The organism is Peribacillus sp. NPDC058002 (assembly GCF_042886655.1).
GTDB lineage: Bacteria > Bacillota > Bacilli > Bacillales > DSM-1321 > Peribacillus > Peribacillus aracenensis.
Map to the genome: position 1 here is coordinate 1 of NZ_JBHVQU010000105.1, position 14,191 is coordinate 14,191.

The window sequence follows — 14,191 nt, forward strand, 5'->3', positions numbered from 1 at the left end:
GTAGAACGCGTATAATGTTACGGCATCCTCTTAGGATGCCTTTTTACTTGTAATGGCCGATATTAATGGGGATGGTTTCAATTCGGTGATCAAGGCTGGTCTGCATCAAGGAAGAAAGCCTTCACCCATTAATGGATGGCTGCCCCTTTTTACCAAAAATAACACCTCCCTGTATTTGAGAGGTGTCATGGAGATAAGTATCAGCCTTTTTTAAACGCTCCGAGCATAGCCCTTACCAAACTGCCCAGAACTTTTGGCAATTTAATCGTATAAAATTTCATCATGCCCCTCCTCTTTGCATCCCACAATTAAAGATGAAGTGGAATTTTTCTATTACAACATAAGCTTTTAAGCGGATATAGGATGATCGTAATTATATCCGAATCTGCTCAAAGCATGAATTTTAATCACTGCTTCTTATCACCATTAATATGCCTTTCCCAAATGAAACATTCCCAGATTCGGAAATTAGTTCATTGCTGATGCAAAGCGTCGAACCTATTTCCACACTTGCATCATTCAGTGGGTATTTAAAGCCCGAAAGTGTAATGCCGGTGACTTCCGCCGTTACAGGAAGCAATGACAAGTATTTCTTATCTTTCAAAGCAGTGACCTCATATGAACCTGCTGTCTTTACTGTGAATATATTTTGCCGATCGACTATGTATATTTCTATATCGCCATGATAAGGGAGGACACTTTCTTTTTGCAGCAGCTGGATATTTCCAAGAAAATGGTCCATTCTTCCTCCTGTAGCGCCCAGGATATGAATTTCACTTGGCTTTTGCCCTATTGCCCAATTAAATGCGATCTCTAAATCCGTTTCATCCTTTTCCGAAGAATATAGATTGATTTGTTCCAGCCTTTGCTCAATCTTCTTGTATTCGCCTTCCGAAACTGAATCAAAATCCCCAAAGCCGTACTTAGGTTCGATACCTTTTTCAAGCAAGGACCATACTCCCCTATCAACCCCTACCCAAAGATCGGTCTTCTCCTCATACCATTCCAGATCCGGCCAAAAACATTCCGGACCTCCAGCCATTATACTAATAATCATTGAAATCATCCTTTTCTATATCTAATCATATCCAAGGTGCCTTTGTTTAATTGATAAAAAAAGCCGACCACCATCATACGGATATGATAGTGTCGGCTTATATCACTTTCCCCGGATCTTTTGAATCGCTGCGTGTCGATCTTCTTGATTATATATTGCCGAGCCGGCCACCAGGACTGTCGCCCCTTGTTCAATACATAGTTTAGCCGTTTCTTCATTCACTCCGCCATCAATCTCTATTTCGAGGTTTTGATTATACATTTCTGCCATCGTCTTCACTTCGGCAATTTTCGGCAGAACGGATTTAATGAACTTTTGCCCGCCAAAACCCGGATTGACCGTCATCAACAATACCATGTCAATATCTTCGATTATAGGTTGGATCATGGAAGCCGGAGTGGCTGGATTAAGCACCACGCCTGCCTTTACACCAAAAGATTTAATCAATTGTATCGTCCGATGCAAATGAGTGCATGCCTCTACATGTACAGTTATATAATCGGCCCCCGCTTTCGCAAAGGCCTCGATATAACGATCAGGCTGTTCAATCATTAAATGAACATCAAGCGGAAGTTTTGTCACCGGGCGGATAGCATCAACAATGAGTGAGCCTATCGTTATATTCGGCACGAAATGCCCATCCATGACATCCACATGGATTAAATCCGCTCCACCCCTTTCGACATCAAGAATTTCTTCTCCCAATTTTGCAAAGTCAGCTGATAAAATGGATGGTGCTATTTTAACCATTTTAATACCTCGGCTTTCTATCTCTGATTTCTTCTAAGAATTGCATATAATGCTCATATCGATAGCGTGGAATTTCCCCGGCATCAACCGCTTTTTTCACTGCACACTTCGGTTCTTTATCGTGCAGGCAGGCACGGAATTTACAGTCTTCCCCATAATTATGCATTTCCGGGAAGCAATAAGATAACCGTTCAGCTTCCATTTCCATGAATTCAAGGGAACTGAACCCAGGGGTATCTGCGACAAGTCCAGAGCCAATATGAATCAATTCAACGTGGCGGGTGGTGTGCTTCCCACGTCCCAGATGTGATGAAATATCATCCGTCTTTAAAGCCAAGTCAGGATTGATTGCATTCAGTAAAGACGATTTCCCAACGCCTGACTGACCGGCAAATACACTGGTTTTTCCTTCTAAATATGGCACTAGTCCTTCAATTCCTCCAGCAGTAACTGAAGATGTTTCCAGTACAGTATAGCCAAGTTTCTCATAGTCCTTGATATACTGAGACAATTTCTTTTGGTTTTCAGCCGTAACCAAGTCAAGTTTCGTCACGACGATAATGGGTTCGATTTCGTTATCTTCAATCAGTACGAGGAATCGATCAAGCAAAGCCGGACTGAAATCAGGCTCTACTGCTGAAAAGACAAGGATTGCCTGGTCTACATTCGAGATTTGCGGACGAATCAATTCATTCTTTCGTGGTTTTATTTCGGTCACGGTCCCGTCCGTTTTATTTTCCGCTTCAAAAACCACATAATCACCCACAAGCGGCGTCACCTTATTCTTCCTGAACACGCCCCGTCCGCGGCATTGATACACCTCTTCACCATCAAGGACATAATAAAATCCACTTAATGCTTTGATAATTTTTCCCTCGGGCATAACCACACTCCTAATTATTAAATTTATTCTGGATATGAGACGGATTCGTCAATGATGACCTGATTGTCCCGCATGACTTTATATCCTGCTTTCTTATCCGGGGAAACCATTAATTCGATCGTTCTTTTGGCATCATCCAAGATAAAGAACGTTTCTTGAGGCTCCGTCATGCTATTGTTGATATCCTCGATGAAAATTTGTATTTTTTGCGTTTTGCCTGGCTCAACCGGATCATACTCGATTTTGATTTCCTCCGTTACACTCTTGGGAGGAATCTCTTCTTTCCCTTTTGAAATGACCACTTTCACAGTACTGCCCTTTTCCACCTTCGTAGCAGGTTCGGGTGACTGGGAAATGACAAGCCCCTCTGCTACGGAATCATCATAGATTTCTTCTTCGACATCGATCTTTATTCCACTCTCATTGGAATAATCATTAAGGCCTGCTTCATTGAACCCTGTTAAGTTCTTCAAGCTCAGCAGATCTGCCCCTTTGCTGACCGTTAGCTCAAGCTCCGTTTCGGATGGTACGACCTCAGTCGCACCCGAAGGCGATTGTTCTATGATCGTGCCGGCAGCACTGTCATCATATTTTTCGGTCACGCTTATGTTTTTGAATCCCATTTTTTCAAGCAGGGATTTAACATCAGAATAGTCTCGACCTTCATAATTGGACAATGAAATCGTCTCTTTACCAATGCTTTGATAAATATCGATCACTGCACCTTCCTTGACAGTCTTACCTTCTTTAGGGTTGGTTTTGATTACAAGACCAGCTTCAACCTCTTCATCTTCAATATCGATCGTTTCTCCAATTTTCAAATCCAATTCAAGCAATTCAGTAATGGCATCATCCAATTCTTCCCCTTTGAGGTCCGGGATCGTCACTTCCTTCGAAACAAGGAGGGGAGGTAAAACAGTGACAGATAAAACAGCAAGCAGTGCGAGAACTAAAAAGGTGGTCACCAAGATCGCAGGGATGTTCTTTCGTTTTTTACCTTTATGTTCCGACTTGATTTTTTGTTTTTTCTGTTTCTTTTGTTTTTTCGGTTTCTTTTTCGATTTACTCTCTGCTTCTGATTCACTTTCTTCATCGTCCGCATAGACCAATGTATTTTTTTCCGGACCCCTTATGATTGTCTCATCGACGCTTGAAATCTGATCATCCGTTATGACGGGGATGGCTTTTGTTGCATCATGATCTTCAGGAATGGCAAAAGGCAGTTCATTTGAACGCTCAGGATTAAGCGAAGTCCGCATGTCATCTTCCATTGAGTCCACGCTATCATAGCGGTAATATGAATCTTTGGCTGTCGCTTTAAGGATAATATTTTCTACACTCTGAGGTATTTCAGAGTTCCAGCGTTTTGGCGAAGGAGTTTCCGATTGTAAGTGTTTAAGCGCTATCGAAACGGCTGATTCACCCGAAAAAGGCAATCTCCCCGTCAACAATTCAAACATGACGATACCCAGTGAATAAATGTCCGATTTCTTATTGGCCATACCGCCTCTGGCCTGTTCCGGGGATAAGTAATGAACCGAGCCCAAGACTGCGTTGGTCTGCGTTATGTTTGTTGCACTTAGTGCCAATGCAATGCCGAAGTCCGTAATCTTGACGGTTCCTTCTTTATCAATCAAAATGTTCTGTGGCTTGATGTCACGATGGATGATCCCATTATGGTGGGCATGGGAAATCGCTGCCGTGATTTGCTTCATGATATCCAGGGCTTCATCAACTGGAATTGGATAATATTTTTGTATGTATTGCTTTAGTGTAAAACCGTCCACATATTCCATTACAATATAATAGATTGAATCTTCTTCACCAACATCATAAATACTTACGATATTGGGATGGGCCAAACTGGTTGCCGATTGGGCTTCCCGATTGAAGCGCTTGATGAACTCTTCGTCATTATTAAAATCCATGCGAAGGATTTTCAATGCAACGTCCCTATCCAAGATCATATCCCTTGCAAGGTAAACATTTGCCATACCGCCGCCACCGACCATCTCGATCAGTTTATAACGGCCGTTGATTCTTCTACCAATCAACATTCAATTCACCTGCTTTCACTTTCTTCAGTAAATTGAACAAGCACAAGGGTGATATTATCTTCCCCACCGTAGTGATTGGCCTTATCTATTAATGAAATCGCCTTTTCTTCAAGTGACTGGCCATTGGTTATGGTTTCTTCCAGTTCCTGTTCACTCACTTTGTTCGTCAATCCATCAGAACAAAGCAATAGTAAATCATTTTCTTCGAAAATGACAGTCATAACGTCCATTTCCACTTGCATTTCTGTTCCCAGGGCTCGTAATAAAACATTTTTCCGTGGGTGGTTTTCGGCATCTTCCTTTGAAATCTGCCCGGAACGGACCAATTCATTAACAAGTGAATGATCTTCCGTGACCTGCTTAAAGCCGCTCTCATTATACAAATAACATCGGCTGTCCCCGATGTTGGCAATGGTAGCAAACTTGTCGGTGCAAATGGCTGCAACAATGGTGGTCCCCATGCCCTTACATTCCGTATTCGCTTCAGCATGTCCAAAAAGCAACTGATTGACCAAGACGATTTGCTGCTTCAGCCAATCCTCGGCATCATTTGCCGTTTCGATACCTGTAGATGCTTCCCAGCCCTTTTTCAGAAGGTCTATCGTCATTGCACTGGCTACATCCCCGGCACGGTGGCCGCCCATGCCATCTGCAACGATGGCAAGGCGAACGCCTTCCGAGTTCTTAAAGATTCCGCCATTATCTTCATTATGCTGGCGGACTTTTCCACGGTCTGTCTTAAATATTGCCCTCATAGGGTCACCTCGTCTCTTCTTTGCGCTCCTTGGCCCGAAGCTGGCCGCAGGCTGCGTCAATATCACTGCCTTGTTCCCTTCGGATCGTTACATTAATGCCACGCTTCTTCAATGTTTTTTCAAACTCAAAAATTTGGTCCCGAGGTGTACGTACATAGTTGCGTTCAGGTACATAGTTAACCGGTATTAAGTTAACATGGCATTTTATCCCTTTTATTAAACTTGCTAATTCTTCTGCGTGCTCCACTGTATCATTTTCGCCACCGAATAGACCATATTCAAAACTTACACGGCGACCTGTTTTTTCTGTATAGTATTTGATGGCTTCAATCAAGTCTGGAAGTTTGTAGGCCTTATTGATCGGCATCAATTTACTTCTCAATTCCGTATTCGGTGCATGAAGGGAAACAGCAAAGTTTATTTGCATGCTTTCTTCGGCAAACTTATAGATTTTAGGAATGATTCCACTTGTGGAAACGGTAATATGACGGGCCCCGATGTTCAAGCCTTTTTCATGGTTTATATTCTTCAAGAATGACATCATATTATCGTAGTTATCAAACGGTTCACCGATTCCCATGATAACGACAGAACTAACACGTTCATCCAATTCGTCAAGTGCTTGCTGAACTTTAACGACCTGGGCAACAATTTCCCCTGATTCAAGATTACGCTTTAAACCGCCTAATGTCGATGCACAGAATGTACAGCCAATTCTACATCCTACCTGCGTTGTCACGCAAATGGAGTTTCCGTATTCATGGCGCATCAGCACCGTTTCAATCGAATATCCATCATGGAGTTCAAATAAAAACTTCATCGTTCCGTCATTGGACGTTTGCTGAATCAAAGTCTTCAATGTCGTGAAGGTGAATTGTGATTCAAGCTTATCCCGTAATGTTTTCGAAAGGTTGGACATATCTTCAAAACTGGAGACACGCTTTTTATAAAGCCAGTCATATACTTGATCGGCCCGGAATGCCTTCTCTCCATTTTGAACAAGCCATTCTTTAATTTGGTGAAGCTCTAATGAGTAGATCGATGGTTTTTCTGGTGTCGTGTCTTTTCTTACTCTAGATGATTTAGTGATTTCTGCCATTACAGCACCTTCTTTCTAAAACTCGCAATAAAGAATCCGTCACTGCTAAAATATTGCGGAAAAACTTGCAGCGTATGACCCTCGATAAATGGCTGAACGCTTTCAGGCATTCTTGTGGACAAGGATGCATCGCTTTCAAAATCCGGATGGCTTTCCAAAAATGCTGCAGCGACTTTGTCATTTTCTTCTTTATCCACCGTACAGGTACTATATACTAACCGTCCGCCTTGCTTAACAAGCGGGGCAGCCGATTCCAATAATTGTATTTGTATACTTGAGAGTTTCATTATATCATCTTTTGTTTTAGTGTACTTTACATCAGGCTTCCGGCGCATGACTCCCAACCCGGAACATGGTGCATCGATCAGCACCCTGTCAAACCCTTCCTTATTAAAGTGTTCTTGCACTTTCCTGCTATCAAGGGCCATTGTCTTAATATTGTTTCTGAGTTTTAGGCGCTCAGCCTGCTCTTTAATGAGCTTGACCTTATGCTCATGAAGGTCGAGCGCATATACTTGTCCAGTGGTCAAGCCTTCTGCGATATGTGTCGTTTTCCCTCCAGGTGCAGCACAGCAATCAAGTACAGCATCATTTTCATTCGCACCTAATGCATGGGCTACAAGCATTGAACTCTCGTCCTGAATCGATAAATACCCTAATTTGTAGCTTTCTGAATGAGCAAGATTCCCTTTATAGCTGACGATTGCCTCGGGAACGACTTCACTTGCCTCAACATCATATCCTTCTTCCGTTAATATGCTGATCAGTTCACGGAGTGAAATCTTCTTTAAATTAACCCGTCCCGTCTGTAAAGGCGCAGTTAAGTTGATTTCACACATTTCCTTGGTTTTTTCATAACCAAATTGCTCTACCCAACGCTTGACCAACCAAATTGGGTGACTCACTTCTATGGAAAGCCGTTCCAGATCATCTTTAATATCACCTAAAGAAGGAACACCATTTCTTTGAATATTACGAAGCACACCATTTACCATCGAAGATGTACCTTTATGCCCGCGCTTTTTGGAAATTTCGACGGCCTCGAAAATGATTGCATGATCAGGCACTTTATCTAAATAGACCATTTGATAAACGGAAAGTCTAAGTAAATTGATGACCCAGCTTTGCGTTTTTTTCGGTTGTTTGATATATGGGTTCAAATAATAATCCAAAGTCATCTTCCGCTGTATGGTTCCGTAGCTTATTTCTGTAAGCAGTCCGCTATCCACGGCGGATAACTGGTGCTTTTTAATCAAATTGTTCAATAATAGGTTACTGTAGGATTGGTTTTTCTCTACAGATTCCAAGATATCGAGAGCGATTTCACGTACTCCCTTTTTAGTTTGCTTCATTCTGTTCTCCTAACTTCATGCCTGCTTTAATGAACGATCCGGCTCCGCGTAAATAATCTTTCGCCGGCATTTTTTTCTTTCCTGAAGGCTGCAGTTCTGTAACTAGTATTGCCGTCTCATTGCCTGTTGAAACGATGAAACCATCACTTTGTACATCAATGACCGTGCCCGGCACTGCCTGATTGCCATCTTCAAGTTTCTTCACCTGCCAAATTTTCAAAATGGCCCCGTCTAAGGTTGTATAAGCAACAGGCCAAGGATTCAGGCCACGTACATGGTTATAGATGTCTTCCCCTGATTTCGACCAGTCGATTTTTTCCTCAGACCGTTTTATGTTAGGCGCAAAAGACGCTTTTGCCTCATCCTGCTTGATTGCCTGCAGCTCCTGATTTATAAGTTTCGGAAGCGTCTCTGCAAGTAAATCCGACCCTATCTTGCTTAATTTATCATGAAGTGAACCTACATTGTCTTCTTCCTCTATAATCACTTCCGCCTGGGTCAATATATCACCGGCATCCAATTTTTCCGCCATATACATGATGGTTATTCCCGTCTTTTCTTTCCCTTGTAAGATGGAATAATGAATTGGCGCCCCTCCACGCAGTTCAGGAAGCAGGGAGGCATGAACATTAATACATCCGTACTTAGGGGCATCCAGCAATTCATTCGGAAGGATTTGACCGAAAGCTGCCGTCACCACTAAGTCAGGATTCAACGCAATGATTTTTTCAAGTTCTTCTTTTTCTCGGATTTTTTCGGGCTGATAAACGGGGATCCCCTGCTTTTCGGCTTCGACCTTAACTGGCGGCGGCGTCAGCACCTTTTTGCGTCCTACTGGACGATCTGGCTGCGTGACCACAGCGATCACATCATACCCTTCATCAATGATTCTTCTCAATACCGGTACTGAAAAGTCCGGCGTACCCATAAATATAATTTTTGTCATTCTTCCCCAAACCTTTCTAACTCTTCTTCCGAAATATACCGGGAGACCTTACTTGTAAATAAAACGCCTTGCAGATGATCAATTTCATGCTGAAGGGCCCTCGCGAGGAAATCCTCCGCTTCTATCTCGAAAAAAGATCCTTTTCGGTCTTGTGCCCGGACTTTGACACGGTATGGACGCGATACTTCACCATATAAGCTCGGGAAGCTCAAGCATCCTTCAACACCTGTCTGTTCGCCTTCCACTTCCAGCACTTCCGGATTAATAAGTTCGATAGCACCTGACCCTTCATCTATTTCAACGACGGCCACTTGCTTTTTCACGCCAACCTGAGGTGCTGCAAGTCCAACGCCATCCGCCTCCACCATCGTTTCATACATATTATTTAACAGCTTTGCCAACTTTTTATCAAAACTTGTTACTTTATCGCATTTTTGTTGTAAAATTTTTTCAGGAAACAAGACAATCGGTAAAATAGCCAAAATTAAAGGTACCCTCCTAGATATGAAAAACAACACTTCATTATAAAAACGCAAGCTGTAACAGCTCGCGGTAATCATCCATCTCTCAAACAATTACATCATGATCTGTGGATTTAAATCTATTGAAATCTGCAGATGATTTTGAGCGGTTTCTTTTTGGTAATGCTCCAAAAGTGTGCGTAGATGCTGATTAAGGTCCGGCTCTCGTTTGTATTTTATCAGACATTGATAGCGATATCTATTGTTGATTCGACTAATGGGCGAAGCAACCGGACCCAGTACGATAGAATCCCGATTCAATCGTGAGCCTAAATAATTGGTGATTTTTTCAGTAACACTGACCGTCTTCATTAAGTCTTCATGTGAAACGGTTATAAGGACAACATAATAATAGGGAGGGTAATGACTTTGCCTCCTTAAATGCATCTCCCGTTCATAAAAAGCATCAAAATCCTGTAAGGCAGAAAGCTCTATGCTGTAATGCTCAGGCGTATAGGTTTGGATGACCACTTCTCCCGGAAGCTGATGACGTCCCGCCCTTCCGCTTACCTGTGTCAGAAGCTGGAATGTCTTTTCAGAAGAACGGAAATCGGGCAGATGCAGCATCGTATCAGCTGATAGGACTCCAACAAGAGTGATATTAGGAAAATCAAGGCCCTTGGCTATCATTTGGGTGCCTAGCAATATATCGGCCTTCCCTTCACCAAAGGCATTCAGCAACCGCTCATGTGAACCTTTCTTGCTCGTCGTGTCAACATCCATTCGTATGACCCGTGCTTCAGGGAGGATTTTTGCCAGCTCTTCTTCAACCTTTTGAGTGCCTGTACCGAAGAACCTTATATGTTCACTTTCACATTCAGGGCAAACGGAAGGCATTCCCTCTTCAAACCCACAATAATGGCATTTCATTATATCATTAAAGCGATGATAAGTAAGTGAAATGTCACAATTTGGGCAGTTGATGACCAATCCGCAGCTTCGGCACATCACAAAGGAAGAATGTCCCCTTTTATTTAGCATCAGGACTGTTTGCTCTCCCTTCTCAAGCCGGTCTTTCAGCTTGGTAAAGAGCAGCTCCGAAAACATGGAACGATTTCCCGTTCTTAGTTCTTCCCTCATATCTACAATATCCACTGCCGGCAACGCATTTTTATTCATCCTCTGGCTAAGTGTCAATAATTTATAGACGTTTTTCTTGGCACGCGCAAAAGATTCAAGTGTAGGTGTGGCGCTGCCAAGAATTACCGGACACTTATATGATTTTGCTCTTTCAATGGCAACATCCCTGGCGTGGTACCTTGGGGTTTCTTCTTGCTTATAACTGGATTCATGTTCTTCATCAATGATGATCAGCCCCAGGTTTTCAAAAGGAGCAAACACGGCTGAACGCGCGCCCACCACCACTTTAACTTCCTTACGGTGAATTTTCCGCCATTCATCATATTTTTCACCTACGGATAAACCGCTATGCATGACAGCTACCTGCTCACCAAATCGTTCCTTAAACCGCTTCACCGTCTGTGGCGTTAAGGAGATTTCAGGTACAAGCATGATGGCTTCCTTCCCTTTTTCAATGACAGAGGCAATTGCCTGTAGATACACTTCCGTCTTCCCGCTGCCTGTTACACCATATAAAAGAAAGACATCATGTTCATCATGATGTATTTTCTCGTTGATGGGCTTCAAGGCAGCTGTTTGTTCAGCCGTTAGTGTAAAGGGTGTGGATTTTTCGAACACACGGTTTTCATACGGATCACGGTATATTTCTTGATCCATTTCCGCCAAAGCCCCTTTTGACACTAGGGATTTCACGGTACTGCTTGATGTGTTTATCAATTCAAGCAATTCCTTTAACGGAATGGGTTCTTGATGTTCAATAAAGTATTGAAGGAGTTCCTGTTGTTTTTTTGCATGGCTGGACATGGCTGATGCCATTTCTTTCAGTTCCTTAGGGGAAAGCAAAGATTTAATGACACGGACCGTCTTTTTATTTAGTCGGTTTTTCACATTATATACGAGCTCAAGACTGCCATTTTGCATTTCCTTTTGGAAGAGGGAGGCGTTCTCCCCTTCAATCACGTCTTTCCATGATATTGAATCATTTTTTCCGAATAGGTTTTGAATGAAGAGAGGCAACTGATCCTTTTTATCATCAACGACTTTAATAACTTTTTCATACTTAGCTTTCATCGCTGCCGGAAGCATGGCTTGCAGCGCTGAAATTTTAAAACACATCGCCTCTTTAGTCAACCAGTCACCAAGCTGCAGCAATTCATCATTAAGGATGGGCTCCAAATCCATTGGTTCCTTTATATTGCGTAATTTCGCAAAGTCGCTTTTAGCTTTTAAGCCTGTAACGAATCCCTGCACCATTCTTGGTCCGAACGGCACGATGACCCGCATTCCGGGCTTGATGACTTGGTTCCACTTTTGAGGTATGCGATAGTCGAATTCTCGATCCGTTTGTTTAGCAGGTACATCCACGATTACGGATGCTATATCCATAAGACATCATTCCTTTTGCATGCGGGATACTTCTGACAGAATGCTTTTAGCTATATCCGCTTTACTCATTTTTGGAAGTTCGGTCGCACTTCCATCTTTACCGTAAATGGTCACGATGTTCGTATCCGTTCCAAACCCTGCCCCTGCGATGGTAACATTATTGGCAACAATCATATCTGCATTCTTTTTGACTAATTTTCCTCTTGCATATTCTTCAACGTTGTTCGTTTCAGCCGCAAAACCTACCAAGATTTGATGAGTTTTATTTTCACCGAGTTCCTTAAGGATATCCTTTGTCCGTTCAAATTCAATCACATTTTCCCCTGGCTGCTTTTTCATCTTTTGAGCATGATAAATCTTTGGTTTATAGTCCGCCACTGCAGCCGTCATGATTACGACGTCGCTGGAATCGAACTGTTCGAATGCCGCATCATACATATCCGCTGCAGATTCCACTGGTATTACTCTAGCCTTGAAAGGTGGCGTCAAGTTCACAGGACCAGTAATCAATGTCACTTCAGCACCCATTTCAATTGCCTCTTCTGCTAGGGCATAGCCCATTTTTCCGCTGGAATGATTCGTCACGTAACGCACCGGATCAATCGCTTCACGAGTCGGTCCTGCCGTTATCAAATATTTCTTTCCTTTAAGAGGCTTTTTCTGTGATTTGCGTTCACCGAAATATCGATTAAGATGTTCTACGATTGTTTCCGGTTCCTCCAATCGCCCTTTTCCTACATAACCGCAGGCCAAATACCCTTCGCCCGGTTCAATGAATTGATATCCAAACGACCGAAGTGTCTTCATATTTTTCTGAACCGCTGGATGGACGTACATGTGCACGTTCATTGCCGGCGCAACCCAAACAGGTGCTTCCGTTGCCAGTAGCGTAGTTGTGATCATATCATCCGCGATTCCATTGGCCACCTTGCCAATGACATTGGCTGTAGCTGGGGCCAAAAGGATGATATCAGCCCAATCAGCCAAGTCGATGTGGGCAATGACTGAAGAATCCTTCTCATCAAAAGTATCTGTATAAACATCATTTCTCGAAAGCGCCTGAAAGGTGAGCGGCGTCACGAACTTACGTGCCGATTCACTCATGATCACTTTTACATGCGCACCTTCCTGAGTTAATTTACTTGTCAGGGCAGCAGCCTTAAATACAGCAATCCCGCCGGTGACACAAAGAAGTACTTTTTTATCGATAAGCATGCAAATTTCCCCTAACTATACATTCTATTTTTTCTAATTATGACGGAAAACCAAAGAAATTTCATTTGAAATGCGCAATAAATAACATATGGATCCTCCAGAAATTCCATATATCACCTGACTCCACCAGTGATTTTGGTTACTTATAAAAAAATCAAAACAAACAGGCCTGACACCTTGGCCGCAGGAAGGAAGCACTTTCCAAATGTAACGCTCCTGTTTGCTTTAGGGTGTCAGGCCCGATAGGTTAAGCTATGTGTTCTCTTAGTTTTCCTCGTAAGAATTATCATAAGTCAATTTACCGGAATGAATTTCTTCAAGGGCACGACCTACCGATTTATGGGAAACTGGTTTTACGAGGCAGTTATCTTTAATTTGCATTTCCCTGGCGCGTTTAGCCGCCACTGATACAAGTGAGTATTTAGAATCGATTTTAAGTAATAGAGAATCAATTGATGGATATAACATAATTTATTCCGCCTCCAACATTTTTTTATATAAAACAGCAACTCTTTCCCGACGGCAATGCTCGGCAATTACAATTGCATTAATTCGCGCACATGCGGCATCCACATGATCATTTTCAACAACATAATCGTACAGATCCATAAGTTCTATTTCTTCCTTAGCCACCTTCATACGTCCTTTTATCGCTTCCTCCGTCTCGGTTCCGCGAGTAACGATGCGGCTTTCGAGTTCAGTCAAACTCGGAGGAGCAAGGAAAATGAAAAGTCCTTCAGGGAATTTCTCCCGGACCTGTTTAGCTCCTTGAACTTCTATTTCCAGAAATACATCTTTTCCGGAATCGATTGTTTCACGGACATAATCCACGGGTGTTCCATAATAATTACCGACGAACTCAGCATATTCCAGTAATTTTCCTTCTTCGATAAGTGCTTCGAATTCCTCGCGTTTTTTGAAGAAATAGTCCACGCCGTCCACTTCACCATGGCGAGGCAGCCGTGTCGTCATCGAAATTGAATATTCGAATGCCGTCCCTGGCTGAGAAAAAATCGCCTTCCTTACAGTTCCTTTACCAACACCGGATGGACCGGACAAAACGATTAATAAACCTTTTTCTCTCATATTG

General features: G+C 42.7%; 14 protein-coding genes. All 14 read right to left on the reverse strand.

The window, feature by feature from the left end; all coding sequences use genetic code 11:
- Positions 1-200 precede the first annotated feature (200 nt).
- Positions 201-281 (reverse strand): stage V sporulation protein SpoVM, encoded by an 81-nt coding sequence (gene spoVM / locus ACFVSH_RS16840; RefSeq protein WP_034313769.1) that lies wholly within the window; start codon positions 279-281, stop codon positions 201-203.
- Positions 282-403: 122 nt separating this feature from the next.
- Positions 404-1,057, reverse strand: coding sequence for a thiamine diphosphokinase (locus ACFVSH_RS16845; protein WP_387599813.1), 654 nt, complete (start codon positions 1,055-1,057; stop codon positions 404-406).
- A gap of 102 nt (positions 1,058-1,159) precedes the next feature.
- Positions 1,160-1,807, reverse strand: coding sequence for a ribulose-phosphate 3-epimerase (gene rpe / locus ACFVSH_RS16850; RefSeq protein ID WP_387599810.1), 648 nt, complete (start codon positions 1,805-1,807; stop codon positions 1,160-1,162).
- Between the two features lies 1 nt (position 1,808).
- On the reverse strand, positions 1,809-2,690 hold the full coding sequence (gene rsgA, locus ACFVSH_RS16855; protein ID WP_387706999.1) for a ribosome small subunit-dependent GTPase A: 882 nt from the start codon (positions 2,688-2,690) through the stop codon (positions 1,809-1,811).
- Positions 2,691-2,713: 23 nt separating this feature from the next.
- The gene (pknB, locus tag ACFVSH_RS16860; protein ID WP_260284225.1) at positions 2,714-4,747 is read right to left on the reverse strand and encodes a Stk1 family PASTA domain-containing Ser/Thr kinase; all 2,034 of its coding nucleotides are present in this window, start codon (positions 4,745-4,747) and stop codon (positions 2,714-2,716) included.
- A 5-nt stretch (positions 4,748-4,752) separates the two neighbouring features.
- A complete protein-coding gene (locus tag ACFVSH_RS16865; protein WP_387707001.1) occupies positions 4,753-5,502 on the reverse strand; it encodes a Stp1/IreP family PP2C-type Ser/Thr phosphatase in 750 nt (249 codons plus the stop codon).
- Between the two features lie 4 nt (positions 5,503-5,506).
- Complete coding sequence (rlmN, locus tag ACFVSH_RS16870) at positions 5,507-6,601, reverse strand: dual-specificity RNA methyltransferase RlmN (protein WP_387599803.1); 1,095 nt, start codon at positions 6,599-6,601, stop codon at positions 5,507-5,509.
- Complete coding sequence (gene rsmB / locus ACFVSH_RS16875) at positions 6,601-7,953, reverse strand: 16S rRNA (cytosine(967)-C(5))-methyltransferase RsmB (protein WP_387707003.1); 1,353 nt, start codon at positions 7,951-7,953, stop codon at positions 6,601-6,603. The genes rlmN and rsmB overlap by 1 nt, the downstream gene beginning before the upstream one ends.
- A complete protein-coding gene (gene fmt, locus ACFVSH_RS16880) occupies positions 7,940-8,899 on the reverse strand; it encodes a methionyl-tRNA formyltransferase (RefSeq protein WP_387599800.1) in 960 nt (319 codons plus the stop codon). Before fmt ends, rsmB begins: the two co-directional genes overlap by 14 nt.
- Positions 8,896-9,381: a peptide deformylase gene (gene def / locus ACFVSH_RS16885; RefSeq protein WP_387599798.1), complete on the reverse strand. Its 486-nt coding sequence runs from the start codon at positions 9,379-9,381 to the stop codon at positions 8,896-8,898. The genes fmt and def overlap by 4 nt, the downstream gene beginning before the upstream one ends.
- A gap of 93 nt (positions 9,382-9,474) precedes the next feature.
- On the reverse strand, positions 9,475-11,886 hold the full coding sequence (priA, locus tag ACFVSH_RS16890; RefSeq protein WP_387707005.1) for a primosomal protein N': 2,412 nt from the start codon (positions 11,884-11,886) through the stop codon (positions 9,475-9,477).
- A 6-nt stretch (positions 11,887-11,892) separates the two neighbouring features.
- Positions 11,893-13,101, reverse strand: a complete 1,209-nt coding sequence (gene coaBC, locus ACFVSH_RS16895) for a bifunctional phosphopantothenoylcysteine decarboxylase/phosphopantothenate--cysteine ligase CoaBC (RefSeq protein ID WP_387599792.1) — start codon at positions 13,099-13,101, stop codon at positions 11,893-11,895.
- A 264-nt stretch (positions 13,102-13,365) separates the two neighbouring features.
- Entirely contained in the window at positions 13,366-13,569 is a 204-nt protein-coding gene (gene rpoZ, locus ACFVSH_RS16900) for a DNA-directed RNA polymerase subunit omega (protein WP_260284216.1), read from the reverse strand.
- Positions 13,570-13,572: 3 nt separating this feature from the next.
- On the reverse strand, positions 13,573-14,187 hold the full coding sequence (gmk, locus tag ACFVSH_RS16905) for a guanylate kinase (RefSeq protein WP_034313809.1): 615 nt from the start codon (positions 14,185-14,187) through the stop codon (positions 13,573-13,575).
- Positions 14,188-14,191: the final 4 nt, after the last annotated feature.